Source organism: Enterococcus sp. DIV0174, assembly GCF_050529065.1.
GTDB classification, from domain to species: domain Bacteria; phylum Bacillota; class Bacilli; order Lactobacillales; family Enterococcaceae; genus Enterococcus_B; species Enterococcus_B thailandicus.
In genome coordinates this window covers 1,098,731-1,121,617 of sequence record NZ_CP172881.1, presented here as the reverse complement: position 1 = coordinate 1,121,617, position 22,887 = coordinate 1,098,731, and the positions used below count along the sequence as shown (strand labels likewise).

At 37.1% G+C, this 22,887-nt stretch carries 17 protein-coding genes; 2 read left to right on the top strand and 15 right to left on the bottom strand.

What is annotated here, in order from left to right; genetic code table 11:
• Positions 1–69: 69 nt before the first annotated feature.
• The 6 genes from hutH to ftcD are packed head-to-tail and all read right to left on the bottom strand — an operon-like array spanning position 70 to position 6,868.
• Positions 70–1,623 carry a histidine ammonia-lyase gene (hutH, locus tag IGJ93_RS05450; protein ID WP_071868486.1) on the bottom strand — a complete coding sequence of 518 codons (1,554 nt, stop codon included), beginning with the start codon at positions 1,621–1,623 and terminating at the stop codon, positions 70–72.
• A 42-nt stretch (positions 1,624–1,665) separates the two neighbouring features.
• Entirely contained in the window at positions 1,666–3,036 is a 1,371-nt protein-coding gene (locus IGJ93_RS05445; protein WP_067484349.1) for an APC family permease, read from the bottom strand.
• 37 nt (positions 3,037–3,073) lie between these two features.
• Complete coding sequence (locus IGJ93_RS05440) at positions 3,074–3,634, bottom strand: HutD family protein (protein WP_071868487.1); 561 nt, start codon at positions 3,632–3,634, stop codon at positions 3,074–3,076.
• A 1-nt stretch (position 3,635) separates the two neighbouring features.
• On the bottom strand, positions 3,636–5,312 hold the full coding sequence (locus tag IGJ93_RS05435) for a formate--tetrahydrofolate ligase (protein ID WP_075491026.1): 1,677 nt from the start codon (positions 5,310–5,312) through the stop codon (positions 3,636–3,638).
• Positions 5,313–5,330: 18 nt separating this feature from the next.
• Complete coding sequence (locus IGJ93_RS05430; RefSeq protein ID WP_067484342.1) at positions 5,331–5,957, bottom strand: cyclodeaminase/cyclohydrolase family protein; 627 nt, start codon at positions 5,955–5,957, stop codon at positions 5,331–5,333.
• Positions 5,958–5,968: 11 nt separating this feature from the next.
• On the bottom strand, positions 5,969–6,868 hold the full coding sequence (ftcD, locus tag IGJ93_RS05425) for a glutamate formimidoyltransferase (protein WP_067484339.1): 900 nt from the start codon (positions 6,866–6,868) through the stop codon (positions 5,969–5,971).
• Between the two features lie 688 nt (positions 6,869–7,556).
• On the opposite strand from ftcD, the gene glmL reads away from it, so the two are divergent.
• Positions 7,557–8,936, top strand: a complete 1,380-nt coding sequence (glmL, locus tag IGJ93_RS05420) for a methylaspartate mutase accessory protein GlmL (protein WP_393968620.1) — start codon at positions 7,557–7,559, stop codon at positions 8,934–8,936.
• A gap of 114 nt (positions 8,937–9,050) precedes the next feature.
• On the opposite strand, the gene IGJ93_RS05415 is transcribed toward glmL, so the two are convergent.
• On the bottom strand, positions 9,051–12,092 hold the full coding sequence (locus IGJ93_RS05415; protein WP_075491022.1) for an AAA family ATPase: 3,042 nt from the start codon (positions 12,090–12,092) through the stop codon (positions 9,051–9,053).
• A gap of 185 nt (positions 12,093–12,277) precedes the next feature.
• The gene (hutI, locus tag IGJ93_RS05410; protein WP_067484331.1) at positions 12,278–13,543 is read right to left on the bottom strand and encodes an imidazolonepropionase; all 1,266 of its coding nucleotides are present in this window, start codon (positions 13,541–13,543) and stop codon (positions 12,278–12,280) included.
• Positions 13,544–13,752: 209 nt separating this feature from the next.
• On the opposite strand from hutI, the gene IGJ93_RS05405 reads away from it, so the two are divergent.
• On the top strand, positions 13,753–15,777 hold the full coding sequence (locus IGJ93_RS05405) for a urocanate hydratase (protein ID WP_067484328.1): 2,025 nt from the start codon (positions 13,753–13,755) through the stop codon (positions 15,775–15,777).
• 210 nt (positions 15,778–15,987) lie between these two features.
• Here the strand turns inward: IGJ93_RS05405 and yihA are convergent, their stop codons facing one another.
• The 7 genes from yihA to IGJ93_RS05370 form a co-directional block, all read right to left on the bottom strand.
• Positions 15,988–16,581 carry a ribosome biogenesis GTP-binding protein YihA/YsxC gene (gene yihA, locus IGJ93_RS05400; protein WP_067484324.1) on the bottom strand — a complete coding sequence of 198 codons (594 nt, stop codon included), beginning with the start codon at positions 16,579–16,581 and terminating at the stop codon, positions 15,988–15,990.
• Positions 16,582–16,645: 64 nt separating this feature from the next.
• Complete coding sequence (gene clpX / locus IGJ93_RS05395) at positions 16,646–17,896, bottom strand: ATP-dependent Clp protease ATP-binding subunit ClpX (protein ID WP_067484321.1); 1,251 nt, start codon at positions 17,894–17,896, stop codon at positions 16,646–16,648.
• A 235-nt stretch (positions 17,897–18,131) separates the two neighbouring features.
• Complete coding sequence (gene tig, locus IGJ93_RS05390; RefSeq protein WP_067484318.1) at positions 18,132–19,418, bottom strand: trigger factor; 1,287 nt, start codon at positions 19,416–19,418, stop codon at positions 18,132–18,134.
• Positions 19,419–19,581: 163 nt separating this feature from the next.
• Complete coding sequence (locus tag IGJ93_RS05385; RefSeq protein ID WP_067484316.1) at positions 19,582–20,517, bottom strand: hypothetical protein; 936 nt, start codon at positions 20,515–20,517, stop codon at positions 19,582–19,584.
• A 257-nt stretch (positions 20,518–20,774) separates the two neighbouring features.
• Complete coding sequence (locus tag IGJ93_RS05380; RefSeq protein ID WP_082294006.1) at positions 20,775–21,455, bottom strand: RDD family protein; 681 nt, start codon at positions 21,453–21,455, stop codon at positions 20,775–20,777.
• 1 nt (position 21,456) lies between these two features.
• Positions 21,457–22,485 carry a signal peptide peptidase SppA gene (sppA, locus tag IGJ93_RS05375; RefSeq protein ID WP_430597022.1) on the bottom strand — a complete coding sequence of 343 codons (1,029 nt, stop codon included), beginning with the start codon at positions 22,483–22,485 and terminating at the stop codon, positions 21,457–21,459.
• A gap of 23 nt (positions 22,486–22,508) precedes the next feature.
• Positions 22,509–22,799 (bottom strand): hypothetical protein, encoded by a 291-nt coding sequence (locus IGJ93_RS05370; RefSeq protein ID WP_270344569.1) that lies wholly within the window; start codon positions 22,797–22,799, stop codon positions 22,509–22,511.
• Positions 22,800–22,887: the final 88 nt, after the last annotated feature.

Genomic DNA, 22,887 nt, shown 5'->3' with positions numbered 1-22,887 from the left:
TAAACCAGTAGAGAAGACTGAAGCAACCTTTTCTTTCTACTGGTTCCACTCATCAATCTGGTTAATCAACTAGCTAAATTGAATAGCTAAATCTACTTCTTTTTCTACAGCAGATAATAAATCGCCATGAATCATGACTTCTGTTGCCTTGTTTAATTCCTCATACATTTCAATTTCTTTATCATGTTCAATAAATGCCACGAATTGGCGGAATGCTTGATAAGCAGCCTGTGTTCCTTTTCCTAGTTTGTCTTGATAACCGCGGATATCTATTGCCTGACAGGCCGCCATTATTTCAGTTGCTACCACACGTCTAGAATTCAGTAAGATTTCTGCGGCAGTTCGTGCAGCAGTTGTTCCCATACTAACAAAGTCTTCTTGATTTTCACAAGATGGGATAGAGTCTACACTTGCTGGATGTGCTAAGATTTTATTTTCAGAAACTAAGGAAGCACAAGCGTATTGCGTAATCATAAATCCGGAATTTAATCCAGGATATTTAACTAAGAAAGAAGGGAGTTTACTTAGTTGTTTGTTTACTAATCGTTCCACACGACGTTCCGACACATTCCCTATTTCAGCTACGGCAATTCCTAGAAAATCAAATGGTTGCGCCATTGGTTCTCCGTGGAAATTCCCACCAGAAATTACTTTTCCATCACGTGTAATGATTGGATTATCGGTCACTGAGTTAATCTCAATTTCAACTTTCTCTTTCACGTACGCGACAGAATCTTTACTAGCACCATGGATTTGTGGCATACAGCGTAAAGTATACGGATCTTGCACATGATCAGGGGTTGCCTCTGTGATATAACCACTTCCTTCAATCAACCGACGAATGTTTCTAGCAGTTGCTAACTGTCCGCTTTGTGGACGAATGGTGTGTAGGTCTTCTTCAAACGGGCTAGATATTCCCCCATGTACTTCTAAAGAAAGTGCTCCTGCAATATCTGAAAGTTTCAACAACTCGATTGAATCGTACGTTGCTAGCGCACCCACAGCCGTTAAAACAGTTGTTCCATTAATGAATGCAAGACCTTCTTTTGCACTCAATTGAATAATGGCTAATCCAGCCTTCTCCATTGCCACTTTACCTGGCAATAATTCTCCTTTGTAGTAAGCTTTTCCAAGACCGAGTAAAGGCATCACCATGTGTGCTAATGGCGCCAAATCTCCAGAAGCACCTAGTGAACCTTTTTCTGGGATAAATGGATGAACTCCTTTATTTAACATGGTCATCAGTGCTTTTACCGTACTTAATCGAATACCAGAATAGCCTTTCACAAGTGAATTCACGCGAATCAGCATGATTGCACGAACGACATCTTCTGCAAAAGGATCCCCAAAACCAGCAGCGTGTGTCCGAATAAGATTTTCTTGTAGCTGTGCTGTGTCTTCTTGGGAAATGCTCACATTACATAATGAACCGAACCCTGTATTTACCCCATATACCACTCTTTTTTCGGTTACGATGTCGTCAATGATTTTCCGAGAGCGGTTGACCGCTTCTTCTGCGCTTTCTGCGATGCTCACTTGGACATTTCTTCTTGCAACGGCAACCACATCTTCCAATGTCAAACTTTTACCATCTAAAATAATTGTTTCTTCATCCGCTTTCATGTCTAATATCCTCCAATTTTCATTCGCTTATATTCAACATTTCTACTCTGGTGTTGTTCCAGGTCTACTTCCTTTATTGATCACAAAATAGAGAAGACTGGCAACAATCACTCCGACTAACCCAGCAATTAGGTTGAATGGATTAGCTGCTGCTACCATCCAAATACTCACCGCAATGGAGATAACAGGGATAATCGGTCCTAGAGGTAGCTTAAAGGCTGGTACAGTATCCATCTTTTTCCGTCTAAGCCAAATCAGCGCCAAAGCTGTGGGAATATATTGGAAGAAACGGAAAACCACACTCAATTCAGCCAATTGTTCAAATGAACCACTTAATAAAAAGCCAATCGTAATTAACCCGGATACAATAATGGCGACAATCGGTGCTCCTTTAGCATTTTTCTTTGCAATAACTTTCGGCAATAATCCTTCGTCTGAAATGGAAGCACCATAACGTGGAATCATCAATGAATCCCCCATGTTTAATCCAGCAATAGAAATTAATGCCCCAATTGAAATAATCCATTTTCCTGCCGGACCTACCATTTCAACAAATGCATCCTGCACTGGAGCATTACTTTGAAGAATCCCTGTGCCTAACATCGCGATCGTTCCAGCAATAATCATAAAATACAAAATAGATACAATGCTAATTGATCCGATAATTGCCTTTGGTACATTTTTCTTCGCATTTCGCATTTCCCCTGCAACTACTGGCAAAGCTTCAAATCCAATAAATGCGTAAAACACAGTTAGTGAAGTAGATGCCATCGCCTGAGACAAGGTCATATCAGGATTCAGTTGTAGAAAAGGTGTAAAGTTTCCAGCATTAATCCCATTTTTTATAAAGAAAATACTCATCAAAGTAAAGGCAATAATTGGAATTAATTTTGCAATAGTAATCGTGATTGTAAAAATCTTTGATGTTTTAATCCCCATACTGTTGATTATTGATAAAAAGATAATCAATAGCACACTTATCAGGGTATTTTGTCCCTCTAATGTTGGAAATGTTTGAATTAATAATTTCGAAAATCCTGCAGCCATCGCAGCCCAGGCAATGATTGTTACAAACCAGCCCAAAATTCCGACGTTAAATCCAACAAAATCACCAAAGGCTGCTTTTGTATATTGAAACGCCCCACCATTTTTACTAAAATACCCTGCTACTTCCGCAAAACAAACGGCAAGCATCAACACAAGTAATACGACAACAAGTATCGCTACTAGTGATGCTGGTCCTAAATCTTGATAGATCGTCCTTGGAAGTAAGAAAATTCCTGAACCAATGACCGCGTTAATTCCATATAATGTCGCACCGCTCAGGCTGAACTTTTCATTTTCTTCTCCCTTCGAAAATTCTTCTGGATCTTTAATGTCTGAAATTTCCGGAATCTGTTCCTCATTTTGCATGGTTTCCCTCCTCTTCTTAAAGCGCTTTCATTCAAATCTAATTGCAACTGACATAAATTAGTTTAACGACATCGTCCTTTGGTAACAGTTCTATCGCAGTTCGTTCTGTTATTCCAGTCAGCGCGAGACTATCAGATTGTTTCAAGAAATAAGTAGCGTGCTTTATTTTTACTGTACATTGTTCGACACAATACAGATAACAATCTTTTTCTACTGAATATAGAGAATTATGTGTTTGAACACGCTTCATCTCCCCCTGCATGGATTTTTTATAAATTAAATTAAAGTCAACACATTTCCCCACACTTGTTGTAGAAAGTTCTCCGTCAAATTCGCCCACATCAAACGTTTCTAGTCGTACCGTTTGTTCACTATTCGTCAGTGTGACACTTCCTTCAAGTGGCATCAAAAGTCGGTTGTACCCAGGTAATACAGTAAACATAGAATACTGTTCCTCAATCGTGGCGCTAGAAATTCGATAATCAAATACTCTCCGCTGATAATTTGCCTCCGGGGGAAAGAGGAAAAGCTCGGTTGTTTTTCCTCCACTCCAAGTTGATTGATGATATTGGCTACTCCTAAAATGTTCTACATTCATCTTAGAATAGTCCAGAGATATTTCCTTCAGCATCTACGTCAATTCGTTCTGCTGCTGGTGATTTCGGTAGACCTGGCATTGTCATTACCGCACCTGTTAAAGCCACAATAAATCCTGCGCCAGCAGACACTTTTAGATTGCGAATAGTTACCGTGAAATCTTTAGGTGCTCCCAGCAGAGTCGCATCATCTGAGAAAGAATACTGCGTTTTTGCCATACAAATAGGATACTCAGTAAATCCAAGTTTTTCTAATTCCGCAAGTTCTTTTCGAGCGCTTGGTGCAAGTTCTATCCCTTTTCCACCATACACTCGTTGAACGATTTTCGTTAATTTTTCTTCTATTGAATCTGATAGATCATAAACATGACTAAAACTATTGGGTTTTTCTGCTAGTTCTATTACTTTATTTGCAAGATCAATGCCGCCTTCGCTACCTTTCGCCCAGACATCTGATAGTGTTACTTCAACGTTTCGTTCTTCGCAAGCTTTTTCGACAGCAGCTAACTCAGCATCCGTATCGGTAGGAAATTTATTGATTGCAACTACAACAGGCATACCATATACTTCTTGAATATTACTCAAATGTTTTTCCAGATTAGGAAGGCCTTTAAGAACGGCTTCTACGCTTTCTGTTCCTAAATCAGCTTTTTTCATTCCTCCATGCATTTTTAATGCACGAATCGTCGCAACTAAGACAACTGCGTCTGGTTTTAATTCGGCTAACCGACACTTGATATCAATAAATTTTTCTGCGCCTAAGTCTGCTCCAAATCCAGCCTCTGTTACTGCATAATCGGCATATTGCAATGCAAGCTTTGTAGCGAGAACACTATTACAACCATGGGCAATATTCGCAAACGGTCCCCCATGAATAAATGCAGGTGAATGTTCAAGTGTTTGTACAATGTTTGGTTGGATTGCTTCTTTTAAAAGAGCGGTCATTGCCCCTTCTGCTTTTAAATCTCCTGCTGTGATAGGAGTTCCTTCAAAGCTATATGCAACAATGATTTTTTTTAGTTTTTCTTTTAAATCAGTAATGTTATTTGCTAAACATAGAACCGCCATAATTTCAGAGGCAACTGTAATATCGTAGCCATCCTCACGGGGAACGCCATTAATTCTTCCCTGTAGACCATTCACAATATGACGTAGTTGTCGATCATTCATATCTACAACACGCTTCCAAGTAATTCTTCGGCTATCAATCCCTAATGTGTTACCTTGATGGATATGGTTATCTAGCAAAGCTGCCAGTAAATTATTAGCCGCACCAATTGCATGGAAATCGCCAGTAAAATGCAAGTTGATGTCTTCCATTGGCACTACTTGCGCATAGCCTCCCCCTGCTGCTCCACCTTTCACACCAAATACTGGTCCTAAAGAGGGCTCGCGTAACGCAATGGCTGCCTTCTTTCCAATTTTTGTTAGAGCATCAACTAACCCAACGGAAGTAGTTGTTTTTCCTTCACCAGCTGGCGTCGGTGTGATTGCTGTTACAAGAATTAGTTTCCCTCGTTTCGCTTTGTCTAAATTTTCTAGCTTGCTAACATTGATTTTTGCTTTGTAATCGCCATACAATGCGAGGCTTTCTTTAGGAATTCCAAGTTTTTCAGCAATGTCCGTAATTGGATTCATCTCAACTTGATTTGCAATTTCGATATCTGATAAGTTTGTCATTTTTCTCTTCCTTCCTAGCTAGACAATTTTTTCGATGGCAGTATAGATTTCATCTGCCAGACTCATTCCTTCACTTAACAATGCATTTCCTTTTTCTTTGTATCGAGTAACAAATGCTTCGTCTTTTACTCCTGAAAGATTGATTAAGACGTTTAACCAAGCACCTTGCAATGCAGATTTCAAATTTAATGCTGCTACACCTAAGTCACTTGCTGCGTTTGTATTGGATTTTCCAATCAATTCTCTGGTGACTTTTAATGCTTCCACCGCAATTTCCATCATTTTGAAAGGCGTTTGTGTTGCACCTTCTAAAGCACGTTGCATCGTTTGTTTGCGTAGTTCTTTTTCTTCTTCTGTGTCTTTTGGCATCGTAAATACTGCCGACACTTTATTAAATGCCTCTGTATCTTCATCAATGGCGCGTACGAACGCAGATTGTAAACGAGTCGCTTCTTGTTGCGCTGCACTCATTTCTTCTGCAAATTCTGCATATTTCTTTTTTCCAATGGTTAATTCTGTCACCATTTTTGTTAGTGAAATACCCATTGCACCTGCAAGCGCTGATGCTGATCCACCTCCAGGAGCTGGTGCATCAGACCCTAAGACCGTTACAAATTCTTTTACTTTTTGATCAATTAATTTCATGCTCAGTCCTCCTAGTTTAGTAGATGATTTTCCAATACTTGTTTTTTATAATCAAATTCTTCAATTTGCAAATAGTATTCTGCGCAATCAATGAGTGCTTTTGCAGGAGTCAACCCAATAACTTCACTGCCAATAATATTGACGCCATATCTTTTTGCTTCAAAGCGAATCGTTTCAAATGCTCGATATAATGGCGTACCTTCATAATTCACCATATTCATGGAAACTTGCGCAATATTTCGGTCTTCCAACATCACACCAATTCCCTTACAATATTTAAATCCCCCGCCAGATCCACGAACAATCTTTGCAATTTTATTTGCGATAGCAATGTTATCGGTATCAAGATTTACATTAAATGCAACTAGTGGCATGCGTGCCCCTACAGCAGTAACTCCAGCAGTTGGATGTGGTTTTCGTTCACCAAAGTCAGGTGCCCACTCTTCTTCTAATAATTTCTCGGCCATTCCTTCGAATTGTCCTTTTCTTACTTTTGCTAAGTTTGTACGAGTAGGTGTACTTGCCGATTCTTCATACAAGAAGATTGGAATGTTCAACTCATCATTAATTCTTTTAGCTACTTTTTTTGAAATCTCGACACATTCTTCAGTTGTCACATCTTTAATTGGGACAAAAGGAACAACATCCGTTGCACCCATACGAGGATGCTCACCATGATGTTTGGTCATGTCAATGTTTTGACTCGCATACTTAACTAATTGAAAGGCAACTTCTTGAATCCCTTCTTCATCACCAACTAGGGTAAACACACTGCGATTATGACTTGCGTCCGATGAATAGTCCAAAAGAGTAACACCGTTGACACTTTTTGCAGTATTCACTAAGCCTTCAATTACTTTTTCGTCGCGACCTTCACTAAAATTTGGGATACACTCAATTAATTTTGCCATTTAAAACATCCTTTCTTTTTTCACTTTCGTCTTTTAACTTTCTTTTAATTACCAAAGTATAGACTTCCGTTTGCGCAGGTCATCACTCCCGCACAAAATAAAAACACGCAGTTTCTCATCACAGTTCTTGTTCTAAAAAATCAAGATTGCTACGTTAACAAGATTCATATTTTGTTAACGCTTTCATTTACGGATTTACCTTATCATGCTTATATGGGTTGGTCAACACGTATAAATAGCGTGATATCAGTCTTTTCTCATCATTCAACGACCATTTCATCCAAGCTAATTCCGTTTCAAAAGATTCACTTATTTTTTTGAGGCAAATCATTTGACATTTTTTTGACTACTTTTTTTTACACTCAGAGTATTATTAGTGATTAAAAAGTAACTGACGCCCAACTGAAAAACTATTCATTCTCTAGATAATTTTGATAACATAGACAGTCTTTTTTTGTAAGGATAGAAAGTAACTGTTAAACCGAATGAAAATCATCTCAATTAAATAAATAGGAAGAAACAAACAGAAAATCTTCTTCTTTTTTAGATCGATATAAAATTTAATCAGTACATAGATTTTAGAACCATTTCCGATACTTTTGACGTTTAATTGATTCTAAAATGAGGAAAGTAAAACATAAATTAATTTTTTCTCATTAAATATTTTTCTAAATAGGAGGTTCAAAAGATGAATAAGTTCATTTTACTCGTGGATTTCGGAAGTACTTATACAAAGTTTACTGCAATAAACGTAACAACCATACAGGTAGTTGCTCATCTTAGCCTACCTACCTCTCATGAGCAAGGGATTATGACATGTTATCAAACAGGTGAAACTAGTTTGTTACATCAACTTGGTTTGCCAATGTTTGATGATGTCTTTATTTGCTCCTCTGCGTGGGGTGGTTTTCGGATGATTGCTATTGGTTTAACTGAAAGTCTCACAGCAGAGGCAGCAAAACGTGCAGCACTTGGCGCTGGAACAAGAGTAGTCAAAACCTATCATTATAGACTGACAAAAGAGCAAGTAGAAGAGATGAATCAGCTAAATGCGGACATCATCCTTTTGTCAGGAGGAACAAATGGAGGAAATCAACAAATCATCTGTCATAATGCCAAAATGCTCCATCGCTATTTATCTTCAGGAACCATTTTAGTTGCAGGAAATGAATCAGCAATTTCTGAAATTCGTTCGCTTTTAACTAATACGCATCTAACCATTTACTACACAAAAAATGTTATGCCTAAAGTAAATGTACTACAGGCAGAGCCTGTAAGAAAAATTGCAAGAGAGATTTTCTTAAAAAAAATCATTCACACAAACGGTATTGATTTAGTTGCAAAAAAAAGTCTGTTGCCCATTATTCCAACACCTACATCTGTTTTACTGGCTATCCAGTTATTAGCTGACGGTCTTCCAACTATAGAAGGAATTGGCCACACTTTAGTAGTCGACGTTGGTGGAGCAACTACAGATGTATTTAGTGTGGGAAATCCAGCAATTACAGATGATCAAACATTTTTTGAAGGTTTAGAAGAACCTTACTCAAAAAGAACTGTTGAAGGCGATCTAGGTATGCGTTATTCTTCAGAAAGTCTGATTGAAGCAGTTGGCTTTGAAGACTTCCAACGATTATTTTGCGGAGATAAACAAGCACTATACAGAAGTATTCAAAAAAGAATCGTCCAACCAACTTATCTTCCTGATACAAAGCAAGAGCAACAACTGGATGTACTATTGGCATCCAATGCTGTTGCTCTTTCAGTGAATCGACATGTTGGTACTCTGCGTGCCAGTCAAACACCTAACAGAACTATTTTCTATCAAATCGGAAAGGACTTACGAAATTTCCCAAATGTCATCGGAACTGGTGGCGTTCTAGTCCATCATCCACAACCTAAGCAGATTTTAAAGCACGCTTGTATCTCTGATACGGTTCATTTAAAGCCAAGATCACCTAATTTTTTTATTGATACACATTATTTATTTTCCGCACTTGGACTACTTTCTCAAAAATATCCAAAAGAAGCACTTCTCCTGTTAAAAAAGATGATAGTTCCATGCTAAAAAGGACATTGAATAAAGAAAAAAAGCCAAGGAGTACCTCTGCGTTCCTCGGCTCTTTTTTGTTTGGGCTTAACTTAGCATTCGTATAGGAAGTGCTGCCCTCTTCATTTTTGATTAGGACGATATCTTATCAAAAACAACTTCTCGTAAATAATGTAACTCATATTGATCTCGATAAGGACTAAGGTTTTCGACTGCTTTTTCGTAATAATACGTTTCTTCTCTCTCAAGTAACTTACTTAGATTCGGCTCCACCATCACCTGTGTATTTAACAAATGCTTGACGATTGCTTGATAAAAATATAAGATGCCCAAGTCTCTCGGATTCGTCATTTGCGTTTGAATTTCATTAAATCGTAGGAGAGCTTCAAAAACTGCATGATACTCACCTTCTAACAAATCAATTAGTGCAAGATAGACACTGAGTTGTGTCCTTTTCCAAGGAGAAGTTAGATTGACATACATTTCATTTGACCGTTGCAAATAGAGTCTGGCCTCTTTATAGTCTTGTGCAGCAAAAGCTGAAATACCCATATCTACATAAAAAATGACCAAACTGGTAACTAGGTTTGTTTCCTCACACAAAACAATGGCTTTTTTCTGATAAGAAATAGCCTGCTGGTAATTTTTCCGCAAACGTTCAATTTCTGCTAGATAATCATAGGACGCAGCGATATTGCTCGCATATTTTTCTCTGACTTCATCAGAAATAGTAAAAATTGTAATGGATTCATGAAACAATCGTTCAGCCACTTCTAGTTCACCCACCATTAAGTTATATAAGCCTTTTAAACGCAATAAAATCCCGATTGATTCATGGTCATTTGTCCTGATGGAAATAGACATCGCTAATTCTATATATTGTGCCATCTCACTTGCATTATCTGTCTGGATAAAATAATAGATCATTTGTCGATAAGCTTTCACCAGATAGCAATCATTGTGATATTCCCTTGCTTTTACAATCACCCGCTGAATGTTTTCTATTCCCCGAATATAATTCCCACGATTAATAAAGTAACGCCCCTCAAGATATAAATATTTCATTAACAATAGTTGATAATCCTCTTGTTCACCATATAACTCTTCATTCTTTTTAAGTTGCTCACCAATTTGCTCAAATTTTTCAAATTCTTTTTGCCATTCAATTGGCTGAAGTTCAATCGCTATTTCGCTTCGTTCATTATAGATAGGAAAAAGTTCATGTTGAAACTTCAAAGACAACTCCAATTTCGATAATTCATAATCAAGAGATTTCAATTCTTGATTGGCATACTTATAATGATACGCAATCAATGCTAATAGCTCGTTGTCATTCGTCAACTTCCATTGTTGTTCAAATAAGGAAGCAATTTGTTCGTGAATGACACGAAGCTTTGTTGTTGATTGTTTTGAGTAAATATATTCTTGTAATTTTTTTTGCTTGAAACAAACACTGATTTTTCCAGAAAATACTCGTTCAATCAATAAATTTCGCTGTTGTAAATTTTCAATCGCCTGCGCAAGTTGCTCATGATTGGTTCGTAAAATAGTCGCTAGCATCGATAGCTCCGCTAACTCTCGAAAATAGGAAACAATTTCTAACACCTCTTCATCAAATGTTGAAAGCTGTGTCAGTGAAAATTCAAGCTCTTCTTGAATTTTTGGTGTAATATACGAAATTTTTGTCCCTATTCTAAGCTGTCGAACGTATTCCATTAAAAAAAGTGGATTTCCTTCTGATTCGTTATAGAGCCTGTCATAAAAATCATAACTAAATTTTTGATCTGGTATTTGCTTTTCAACAAAGGCTTTGACTGCTTCTCTAGGGAAAGGCTCTAATAAAATTTGTGTGAGTTTATCATAATGACTAACAGCATTGATAAAATCAGTAATTCGTTTGTGATGATCTGTCCGCAAGGTTAGAAGAAACATACAATCTTCATTGTGTAGTAACACACTTGTTAATAGTTGTAGACTTCGCTCGTCTATCCACTGTAAATTTTCTATTAAAAAGACCACAGAATGAAGCTTGGCAATTTTTTTAAGGATAACAAGCAAAAACTGAGAGAGGTAATTAATATCTGAATCATCCACTGATTCTTCAAATTTTGCACTCTGGTTGTCAATAAAACTAGGAAAAAATCGATAGCACATAGCACGCCAGGTTTCTTCTTTTACTATTTTTTCATCTAGTACAATTTGATCAATCTGATTGATAATCTCCCGCCACACTCTTAATGTAAAACTCTGTTCTGCTTGATAACAAGTCACCTTAATCAAGATTTTTGGTGCCGTATTGCTCAAAACAAGCTGACACAAAGCCGTCTTTCCAATACCATCATCTCCTTGAACAATGATTGATTGAAATGGCTGCTTATGAAAAAAACAGTCAAGATTTGCTTCCAGCACTTCCACTTCCGCTGTTCTACCAAAAAAACGGTAATTTTTGACTTTTTTCTGTTCTTTTTTTCTTTTAACAATGGCTAACGTTTTTTCATAGATTGCTCGTGTTTCTTCACTTGGTTTAATTCCTAATTCTTCATCCAATATACTGGAAAGGTCATAATAAGTCTCAATAACTTTTCCATTTCTGTGACTATCCTGATAAAATTTCATCAACATTTGATAATTTCGCTCATCATACTCATCAATTGCAATTAATCGTCGAATGTTTTTCTCTACATCGATCAACTGGTTATTTTCAATATCTGTGGCGACTTTTTGATAGCAACTTTGAATGAATTTTTGTTCAAAATAATTGCGCATTTTTGTCACCCATAAATCAAATTCATCTGAATCTTTTAAGAAAAAACCTTTTAAAAACTCATCATGATATTCATCTAAGTGATTTACTGGATCTTGTAAAAAACGATCGACATCACTTGGTTGTACCAAAGCATCATTCAATTGCAGAATTGCTTTATTTGGAGAAACAATAAACTCCTCTTCTAATTCTTTGTTCGCCTGATAGATTGTGTTTCGAAGATTTTTTTTTGCACTTTTTTCTGATTTATTAGACCACAAAACTCCCGCAATTTCATCCCTACTAACTGAACCATTAAGGGCTAAATAATAAATAAGTGCGTTGATTTTTGAAAATGCAAAAAAGACGGGTTCATCATTTAAATAAATTTTAGGATTACCAAATAATTCACAGCGTAATCGCTTCCCCATGTATTCACCTTCTCTCTTTTATTCTATGACTCGTTCTCAAAAACATAGACAAAAATGTACATTGATTTTTTGCTATTATTTTACTTTCTCGTTCAAATAAAGAGATTACATAAAACACGAAAGGAATTTCACCTAAGATTACAGGTGCCTCCTTTCGTATACAAATCAGCTTAGTATGAAATTAATCAGACTCTTTGGCGTTCGTTGACCACTAACTCCCCATTTTTATATACTTGACTAACCAGATTAGTTGCAAAGAAGTACATTGGAAAATCAATGTTTGGCGCATCAAACACCGCGATATCTGCCTGTTTTCCTGTATCAAAGCTACCAATTTTTTCATTTCTGCAAACGGAGTATGCCGCATTAATCGTGACAGCATTGAATACTTGAATTGGTGTTAGTTTTAACTGAAAACAGCCTAATTGCATAATGAATTGTAAGTTTGCGGTTGGACAGCTTCCTGGATTACTATCAGTTGTTAATGTAATTGCCATGCCGCGTTCAATCATCTTTTTAGCGGGCGCATAAGTATCCTCCATCAGGCTAAAGGTCGTTCCAGGTAACAGATTTCCAATTACCTGTGCTTCGCTCAAACGATCGATGTCTTCATCTGTAATGACCATTAAATGTTCTGCGCTTACCGTATGCAAATCTGCAGCTACTTTAGAACCTCCAATTGATGCAATCTCATCAGCATGTATTCTTAGCTTAAAGCCCATCTTCTTGGCAGCACTAAGTAAACGATAAGATTGTTCCGCTGTAAACACATTTTTTTCGCAAAAGATATCACAAAACTCAGCCAGTGATTCTTCTTTGACTTTCGGTAACATTTCTTCGATCAGTAAATCGATGAATTCATCTGCTTGCCCTTTAAACTCAGGTGGAATAGCGTGTGCACCCATAAAGGTTGAAACCAGGTCAATATCATGGTCAGTTTCTAATTCTTTTACCACGTTTAATTGACGTTTTTCAGTTTCCCAATCTAACCCATATCCACTCTTTGCTTCTACCGTCGTGACCCCATGAATAATCATTTCATCTAATAGACGAGTAGACTTTTGATATAATTCATCGAATGAAGCTGCTCGCGTTGAATTTACTGTGCTAAGAATCCCCCCACCTGCTGCAAGTATGTCAAGGTAAGGGACACCATTTAGTTTTTTTGAAAATTCGTTTTCTCTACTTCCACCATAAACTAAGTGAGTGTGACAATCAATTAGCCCTGGCGTAGCTAGTTTCTTATAGCAGTTAATGACTTCGGTCTCTTTTCCCATTAATTCTTCACGAGGACTTCCTGCTTTCACTTCGAGTATTTTCCCGTCCTTAATTGCTATATATCCGTCTTCAATAATCGTTGCCTCACTCATTTCTGCTCCTCGTAAAGGATGACCTTTATCAATCGGACAAAAAATTTGGCTAAAATTAATTAGAAGTTTATCTGCTTTCATTTCTATTCACTCCTTTTTTTCTTGCACCTTATATTTTATTAAATACTGTCAAATTTATGTCAAAACATTGAAAGCGCTTAACTATATTATATAATAGAAATTAAGTAAAGAGATAGACTGTTTATTGACTTTCTTATTTATACTAAAGATGCAGTCATCAAATCACAGTTTCTCTAAATTTCAAGTATTTTGTTAGGGAGGAAAAATAAATGGTAGAGTTAACAGAAGTTGAAGCATCAATGACCATCAAGTTAGATGATGTCTTACCAGAAAAAACAGTCTTTCAGGAAGGAATTCGTCGTGCGCCAGATCGTGGTTTTCGCTTAAGTAAAGATCAGACGATTCTTGCTTTAAAAAATGCATTACGTTATGTTCATCCTAAATATCATGATATTGTGATTCCTGAGTTTCTAGAAGAATTACGAACTCGTGGAAGAATCTATGGTTATCGGTGGTATCCAAAAGAAAGAATCTATGGAAAACCAATTGAAGAGTACAAAGGAAACTGCATTGCAGCAAAAGCAATGCAAGTAATGATTGATAACAACCTTGATTTTGAAGTTGCACTCTATCCTTATGAATTAGTTACTTATGGTGAAACAGGCCAAGTATGTTCAAACTGGATGCAGTATCAGCTAATCAAAAAATACTTAGAAGTTCTGACAGATGAACAAACGCTAGTCTTAGAATCAGGACATCCTCTTGGATTATTCAAATCAAAAAAAGATGCACCTCGTGTAATCATTACCAACGGTCTTTTGGTTGGAGAATATGATAACATCGATGATTGGGAAATTGCTGAAGAAATGGGTGTGACAAATTACGGACAAATGACTGCTGGCGGTTGGATGTACATTGGACCTCAAGGGATTGTTCATGGAACCTTTAATACACTTTTGAATGCTGGTCGATTAAAATTAGGCATTCCAGATAATGGAGATTTAGCTGGAAAATTATTTATTTCTTCTGGATTGGGTGGCATGAGTGGCGCACAAGGAAAAGCCGGAGAAATTGCCAATGCTGTTGCCATTATTGCTGAAGTAGATCGGTCTCGAATCGACACACGCTTAGAACAAGGTTGGATCAGTAATTTAGCTGAGACACCAGAACAAGCGATGCGTATTGCAAAAGAATACCTGGACAAAAAAGAGAAAACCTCTATTGCTTATCATGGAAATATTGTTGATTTACTTGAATACATTGATAAAGAAAATATTACTATCCATTTATTATCAGATCAGACTTCTTGTCATAACGTGTATGAAGGTGGCTATTGCCCTGCCGGAATTTCATTTGAAGAACGAACAGAATTATTAGGTTCAGATAAAGCACGATTCCATCAGCTTGTCGATGAAACACTTGCCCGTCATTATAATGTAATCAAATCTTTAGTAGCAAAAGGAACCTATTTCTTTGACTATGGAAATTCCTTTATGAAAGCTATTTACGACTCTGGCATTAAAGAAATCTCCAAAAATGGAATCGATGATAAAGACGGATTTATTTGGCCGTCTTACGTGGAGGATATCATGGGTCCTATGCTCTTTGACTATGGTTATGGTCCTTTCCGTTGGGTATGTTTAAGCGGAAACCATGAAGACTTGGTTGCTACAGATCAGGCAGCAATGGAAGTTATTGACCCAAATCGTCGCTACCAAGATCGTGATAACTACAACTGGATTCGTGATGCAGAAGAAAATCAATTAGTAGTAGGCACACAAGCGCGAATTCTCTATCAAGATTGTATGGGACGAGTAAATATCGCTTTAAAATTTAACGAAATGGTACGAGAGGGAAAAATAGGCCCAGTAATGCTTGGTCGGGACCATCATGATGTGTCAGGAACAGACTCCCCATTTAGAGAAACTTCAAATATCAAGGACGGCAGTAATGTTTGTGCAGATATGGCAACTCAATGTTTTGCTGGGAATGCAGCACGAGGTATGACGTTGATTGCTTTGCATAACGGCGGCGGTGTAGGTATTGGAAAATCAATTAATGGCGGATTTGGTTTAGTTTTAGATGGGTCAAAAGAAACAGATGAAATCATCAAATCTGCGATTTCTTGGGACACAATGGGCGGAGTTGCGCGCCGTAGCTGGGCAAGAAACGAGCATGCAATCGAAACCTCCATTGAATACAACAAGATGAATGCAGGTCAAGATCATATCACTATTCCTTACCTTTCCGAAGAAACAAAAGTAGCAAATGCAGTAGCCGAACTGTTTCGTTAAGTTCACTCTCTAATACTAAAAATAAACTCTATCAAAAAGGCATCTGGGAGAAAATTAAATTCCCAAATGCCTTTTTTGCTAAATTCAATTTAAAAAAAGACGATTGCAGTTGCTTTGCAATCGTCGGCTTATCTTTTTATCAATTATTTTTGGTGCAATTATGACACGAAGTAACCTGACTAATTCACTGATGTCACAGGTTTTTCTTTTTTATGCTTGATAGTCAATTGCATCTTCAATTGCTTTCCAAGCTTCATCTTTTCCTTTTTTCGTTACGGAAGAGAACAAAATAAATTGATCATTATGATCAAAATCCAGCGCCTTTTTGATTTCGCTCTCATGCTTGTTCCACTTTCCTCTTGGAATTTTGTCGGCTTTAGTTGCCACTACAATTACAGGAATATCATAATACTTTAGAAATTGATACATTTGAATATCTTCTTGTGATGGTTTATGTCGAACATCGACTAAGGACACAACTGCTCGCAATTGTTCACGTGTCGTTAAATAGGTCTCAATCATTTTTCCCCATTTCGCACGTTCCGTTTTCGAAACTTTCGCATAACCATATCCAGGTACATCAACAAAGTGTAACGCATTTTCAATCAAATAAAAATTTAACGTTTGGGTCTTCCCCGGTTTACCTGAAGTTCTAGCTAAGTTTTTTCGATCAATCAGTGTGTTGATAAATGAAGATTTTCCAACATTTGATCGTCCTGCTAGCGCAATTTCTGGTAATTGCGTTTCAGGATATTGTTTCGGAGCAACCGCGCTGATTACGATATCAGCTTGATGAACTTTCATAATTTCTCTCCTTTAAAAAAAGGCTGAGACATAGCTTGAAAGTTATGTCCCAACCTCTTTCGCATTATCCAGCTTTTTTCTCTGTATCTTTATAAATAATTGTCGGTTTGCCCGTCAATTCAGCTGCTTCTTTGGTGATAATCACTTTCTCGATGTTTTCGTCTGAAGGAATGTCAAACATTACATCCATCATGATTTCCTCAATGATTGAACGCAAGCCACGAGCACCAGTATTACGTTCAATTGCTTTGTTAGCAATTGCTTGTAGTGCTTCTGGTTCGAATTCTAGTTCAGTATCATCTAAAGAAAGAAGTTTTTGGTATTGTTTAACTAACGCATTCTTAGGTTCTGTCAAAATACGAACTAAATCAGACGTTGTTAATTTTTCTAACGCTGCCATTACAGGTAAACGGCCAATAAATTCTGGAATCAATCCAAATTTCAATAAATCTTCTGGAATGATGTGTTGCATCACACTTTCTTCATCAGAGATTTTTTGATTATTAGTACCAAAACCAATTGTTTTTTCGCCCATTCGGTTTTTTACAATCGTTTCGATTCCATCAAACGCACCGCCGACGATAAATAAGACATTCGTCGTGTCGATTTGGATAAATTCTTGATGCGGATGTTTACGTCCTCCTTGAGGTGGCACACTCGCAACTGTCCCTTCCAAAATTTTCAACAAGGCTTGTTGTACGCCTTCACCAGATACATCACGAGTAATCGAAACATTCTCGCTTTTACGCGCAATTTTATCAATTTCATCGATGTAAATGATTCCCTTTTCAGCACGTTCAACATTGTAATCAGCCGATTGTAATAGTTTTAATAAAATGTTTTCAACATCTTCTCCAACATAACCAGCTTCTGTTAAACTGGTTGCATCTGCGATAGCAAATGGCACATTCAATGTTTTAGCTAATGTTTGTGCAAGGAACGTTTTACCAGAACCCGTCGGACCAATTAAGCAAATATTACTTTTCTGTAGTTCTACATCTTCTGAAGTATCGCTTGCTTGTTGATTGACACGTTTATAGTGATTATAAACCGCAACTGCTAATGATCGTTTTGCGCGATCTTGCCCAATCACATAATCATTTAAGACATCAAGAATTTCTTGAGGTTTAGGTACTTCAGTGAATTCACGTACTGCTTCTTCATAAAATTCTTCGTCAATTATTTCTTTACATAGGTCGATACATTCATTACAGATGTAGACCCCAGGACCTGCTACGATTTTTTTTACTTCTTCTTGGGTCTTGCCGCAAAAAGAACAACGCACGGTCTCATTACCACTTGGATTATCATACATGGTCTTCACCCCTTAGCTTGCAAAAAATGCAAGAAACTATCAGCGACTTTGCAGTCTTCAATTATCATAACATAAAACAAAAAAAAGCAAAAGCACTGAAAATCAGCCTTTTTTGTAGCTTTTATTAAAAAAAGGAAAGCTGGGACATAATTTAAAAAACTAAATCAAGTCCCAGCCTTTCCAGTAAATTTTCACATTTTTGACCGATGGATCAAATCTGTTTCATCTTTAGTTATTACTTAGCTTCTGTTGCAGTTCCAGTAATCAAATCAATTGCTTTTTTCATTGTTACATCATGACTTAACATATCTTCAGTCAACACGCGTTTGATTTGTTCGATTGGCATATTGTAAGATTCAGCCAATTCGTTGATTTCTGCAGTGATTTCTTCTTCTGTTGCATCTAAGTTTTCAGCAGCAGCGATTGCTTCGATCACAAGGTTTGTTCTTGTACGCAAGTCAGCTTCGCCTTCAAATTGTTTATGCAAGTCTTCTTCTGTAGAACCAGTCAATTGGTAGTACATTTCAGGAGAGATTCCTTGACGTTGCATGTTGTTTAAGAATTCATCCATTGAACGGTGAACTTCGTCGTGAACCATTACGTGTGGTAATTCAACGATTTCAGCGTTATCAACAGCTAAACGAATAGCAGCTTCGTCTTTTGCGTCTTCAGCAGCTTTTTCTTTTGCTTCTGTTAATTCTTTACGAATTTTTTCTTTTAATTCTGCTAATGTTGACACTTCATCATCAACATCTTTTGCAAATTCATCGTCTAGTTCAGGAACTTCTTTTGATTTTACTTCGTGAACAGTTACTTTGAATGTTGCATCTTTACCAGCTAAGTCTTCTGCTTGGTATTCAGCAGGGAAAGTCACGTTTACATCTAAGCTGTCGCCTGATTTATGACCTACTAATTGTTCTTCGAATCCTGGGATAAATGAACCAGAACCTAATTCAAGTGAGTAGTTTTCACCTTTTCCACCTTCAAATGCTTCGTCACCAACGAATCCTTCGAAATCGATTACGACAGTGTCGCCGTCTTTTGCAGCTTCATCTTCTTGGATAACTAATTCTGCTTGTGCATCTTGTTCTTGTTTAAGACGTGCATCAACATCAGCATCCGTTACTTCACGGTCTTGTTTTTCAACAACTAAATCTTTGTATTGACCTAATTTAACTTCTGGTTTCACAGTTACTTCAGCAGTGATTGTCCAGTCTTGGCCTTTTTCCATGCTTTCAACGTCGATTTTTGGTTGAGATACTGGATCAATTCCAGCTTCTTTTACAGCAGCTTCATAAGCTTCTGGTAATACAGCGTTCAATGCATCTTCATACAAAGCTTCTTCTCCGTACATACGGTTGAAGACTTGACGAGAAACTTTTCCTTTACGGAAACCAGGTACGTTTAAGTTTCCTTTAACTTTATTAAACGCAGCTGTTAGTCCTTTTTGGATTTCTGGTTGCGCAATCGTAAATGTTAAAACACCATCATTTGTGCCTTTTTTTTCAAATGTTGCAGTCATTTATTTCCCTCCGAGTTTTGAAATTCATTTTATACATCAAAAGCGTTTCATGCATACCATTAAATAGTACACTAACGCTTTAAAATTGTAAACATATTGAATAGTCTGAATCCTTGATTTTTACTAGTTTTTTTTCTTTTTTTTGACGATTTTTCATTCCTGTTCAAAGAAATTGTTGCATCAAATACAAGATTTTTTCTCGTTTGGCTAAAAACTTTTCTTCTTCCACTTCAGTGAAACCCATTTCTGTCGTTCCTTGATACACTTTAATCGTTTCCTCAAACCATTGCGTAGCTTCGCCAATATAAGTGTCAAAGATTGGGTACGTGATTGCCGCCTGCATCATGAATTCTTCCTTTAATCCCGCACTCAACAATGCGTCTTGATTTTCATAAGCTTGTGCTAACTTACTTAAACAGCGATAACTTTTTTGCTCGGCTGGTTTTGGTAACCCTTGTGGCACGACTTCAATCAGTTGCTCATCGATTGTTAAAAAAGCTACTGGTTTGCTTTCTCCAACTTGTACGAGAAGCTCTAAAAGTTTTGCACGCACAAATAAATGGATATCTGTACGAATCAATATTTTTTTCGTTGCTTGAATAAATTCATGATAGGGTAACTGCTCAAGTTCACTAATCAATGTTAATTGTTGCGTTGGCGACAGTTCAGCGATATTGGCTAATTTTTGATGCGTCTGACGTATTTTTTGCCTCGCTAATTGTCCTGAAAAATTTTCTGCTTGCTGGATTTTTTCAATCATTGCATGCTCAAAGTGCTCTGAAAAGTTAGTCGCTGCAATTAGTTTACGTGCATATAGCCAATCTTTTGCACCAATGAGTAAGTCAAAATAGAAAGTGGCAAATTCTTCTTGTTTCAGATATTCTGTTTCATGGATCACTGCTTGACTCAAAGCTTCTTGTTTTTCATCAAGCTCATACAAACAATAAACGAGTAAGCTGTTTGCTTCAAACGTTTGCTTTAATTCATACGCACGGGTAAATAATTCTTTTGCTTTTCCCAAATTCTGTTGCGCAAGCGCTTGTTGAGCGACACGCATTAAATTCTCATATTTTTCTGGAAAATCAACTGGTCCAACCATGTCACTCCTCCTAACCCTTTTCCATTTTAACAAAACAAAAAAAGCGTGACAATCAAAATCATAATCGTCATGAAAGAAAGAATTTTTGAAAAAAATTTTTTTGCTTTTTTGACGGCTTTTGCTTAAATTTTCAAAAATATTGCTTTTATCTCACCGTTTAATCATAGCCACTAATCAAAAAAAGAGGCTGGAACATCTTTTTGTTCCAGCCTCGCTTCGTTCGTACGATTTTCAATCAAAATAACAAATTTTAGAAATTAAGCATTTATTTCTTGATTAAACGCTTTGATCAAATTAACTGTTACAACACTGGTATTTGAGAAGTAGTCACCCAAATGCTGTTTTTTCTGACTAAATATTGTTGGAATATAGCCAATAAACAATAAAGGAAACTTCAAAATAAATCGGCAAGCCGCTTCACGTACGAGAACAGTTGACCAACTCAATTTCCTTTCATCAAAGCTGATGACCCGAATGCCGAAAATCATTTTTCCTAAGGTCTGACCATGATTTAATTTTGTCAATAAAACAAAGTAGCTTAAATAAATGACTAATCCTAACAAGCCATACACACTTAGGTAGGAATCATTGATTGACAACCACCCGAAATTACTTGCCACTCCAAGAGTTAAGCGTGTGATTGCACCAATACAGAGCAAATCAATTAAAAAGGCAAAGAAACGAATCCAAAATCCAGCGTAAAAATACGTTGGAAAGTCATTCAGTTCTTTCTTCTCTGTAGGAGTCTCTGTATATTGTTGCCATTCAGCTTGTTTTTCTTTGATTTGTTCTTCTGTCAATTCTTCTTTACGAAAAGAGTTCAGTACCTTTTGAGAAAATCCTTTATCTGGTCCAACAGCTGGTTGTGGATTTATTTTTGATTCATTTGCTGTAGCTGGTTGTTCATTTGTCGGTTGTTTTTCCGGAGTTTCTGCCATCTTATTCACCTCCGTAGTAATACATCGCTTTAGGAGATTCTGCCGTACCAAGGTTTTCTAAAACGGATAAAATTTGGCTTGTTTCAGAAGCCTTGATTCCTTGGAATTCTGCAAACTTCGAGCCAAACCAAGTATTCGCAAACCCAGTGCCAGAAGTGCTATATTCGATCAACTGTGCATTTTCTAGTTTCTGGTCTTTTCTCATTGCTGCTAGTGCTTCATCTGGAAATGCTAATTCGTCAACCAGACCATTTTCCTTCGCTTGCACGCCGTCATAAATACGACCATCAGCGATTTTTTTCACTTCTGCTTCTGGCATGTCACGTCCTTCGCTGACTACCGAAACAAATCGACCATAAGCACTATCAATGTAGGCTTGTAAGACAGCTTGATCCTCTGCTGTTTCCGGACGAGTGCTTGATCCCATATCTTTTAGCGCACCACTTTTGACTGTCGTGTCTTCTACACCAAGTTTTTCTAATAAACCTGAATAGTTTAAACCAGACATGATTACACCGATTGATCCAGTAATTGTTTCTTCTGTCGCATAAATTTTATCTGCATTAGCTGAAATATAGTACCCACCACTTGCGGCCATGCTTGTCATGCTAACATATAAAGGAATTTTGCGTTCGGTTTGGATTTTCTTTAGTTCTTTCGCAATTTCTGCACTTTCGTAAACGCCTCCTCCTGGAGAATTCACTTCTAAGAAAACGCCTTCAACCGTATCATCTTCTTCAATTTCTTTTAACTGTTTCATAAAACTGGCATGGTCGTAGCCTTCTGACGCGAAAATACCGGAAGAGCCACCACCTTGAATCGTTCCATCAACAGTTAATTTAACGATTTGCTCTGATTCATCACCCGGTTCAAGGACGTTTGCTGACAACTCATCTTCTCCATATAGTAATCGATTAAAACTATCTAACTGGATTTCATCACTTACAGGTCGTGTCATACCTGAAGCTACCATTGATACCACTAACAACCCTGTAGCAATTGCCACAGCAATCCATCTTTTTTTATTCATCTTTTTCTCCTTACTTTACAAGTTTAATATAGATTTTTAATTACGATTACTGTTTCTGTTGCTTCTTCTGCATTCATTTTTTCCGCTTTTTCTTCTAATGCGTAACCCGCAAATGCTTCATTCGTCAACTCATCATGAACAACAAACTTTTGTGCTTTTGCTACAGCTACCGCATCTGGCGCTAGCTCTTGGATACTGTCCCAACCAGTATCCAAGAAAATTTTTGTTTCATCTGTTACATCCGGCATCTCTTCTAGTGCCTTCAGTTGTTTTTTTAACTCACCCAACGTAAGAATTTCTATTTTGGCTTCCATCTTTTCCTCCTACAATTTAGACATTTATGATTGTTTCCATTGTACCGAACTACTGGAAAAGATGATAGTCAATTTTCGATAAAATTCT

Coding starts and splice junctions, on each gene's coding strand:
- hutH (WP_071868486.1), bottom strand. CDS start 1,623: ATGAAAGCGGATGAAGAAACAATTATTTTAGATGGTAAAAGTTTGACA.
- IGJ93_RS05445 (WP_067484349.1), bottom strand. CDS start 3,036: ATGCAAAATGAGGAACAGATTCCGGAAATTTCAGACATTAAAGATCCA.
- IGJ93_RS05440 (WP_071868487.1), bottom strand. CDS start 3,634: ATGAATGTAGAACATTTTAGGAGTAGCCAATATCATCAATCAACTTGG.
- IGJ93_RS05435 (WP_075491026.1), bottom strand. CDS start 5,312: ATGACAAACTTATCAGATATCGAAATTGCAAATCAAGTTGAGATGAAT.
- IGJ93_RS05430 (WP_067484342.1), bottom strand. CDS start 5,957: ATGAAATTAATTGATCAAAAAGTAAAAGAATTTGTAACGGTCTTAGGG.
- ftcD (WP_067484339.1), bottom strand. CDS start 6,868: ATGGCAAAATTAATTGAGTGTATCCCAAATTTTAGTGAAGGTCGCGAC.
- glmL (WP_393968620.1), top strand. CDS start 7,557: ATGAATAAGTTCATTTTACTCGTGGATTTCGGAAGTACTTATACAAAG.
- IGJ93_RS05415 (WP_075491022.1), bottom strand. CDS start 12,092: ATGGGGAAGCGATTACGCTGTGAATTATTTGGTAATCCTAAAATTTAT.
- hutI (WP_067484331.1), bottom strand. CDS start 13,543: ATGAAAGCAGATAAACTTCTAATTAATTTTAGCCAAATTTTTTGTCCG.
- IGJ93_RS05405 (WP_067484328.1), top strand. CDS start 13,753: ATGGTAGAGTTAACAGAAGTTGAAGCATCAATGACCATCAAGTTAGAT.
- yihA (WP_067484324.1), bottom strand. CDS start 16,581: ATGAAAGTTCATCAAGCTGATATCGTAATCAGCGCGGTTGCTCCGAAA.
- clpX (WP_067484321.1), bottom strand. CDS start 17,896: ATGTATGATAATCCAAGTGGTAATGAGACCGTGCGTTGTTCTTTTTGC.
- tig (WP_067484318.1), bottom strand. CDS start 19,418: ATGACTGCAACATTTGAAAAAAAAGGCACAAATGATGGTGTTTTAACA.
- IGJ93_RS05385 (WP_067484316.1), bottom strand. CDS start 20,517: ATGGTTGGACCAGTTGATTTTCCAGAAAAATATGAGAATTTAATGCGT.
- IGJ93_RS05380 (WP_082294006.1), bottom strand. CDS start 21,455: ATGGCAGAAACTCCGGAAAAACAACCGACAAATGAACAACCAGCTACA.
- sppA (WP_430597022.1), bottom strand. CDS start 22,485: ATGAATAAAAAAAGATGGATTGCTGTGGCAATTGCTACAGGGTTGTTA.
- IGJ93_RS05370 (WP_270344569.1), bottom strand. CDS start 22,799: ATGGAAGCCAAAATAGAAATTCTTACGTTGGGTGAGTTAAAAAAACAA.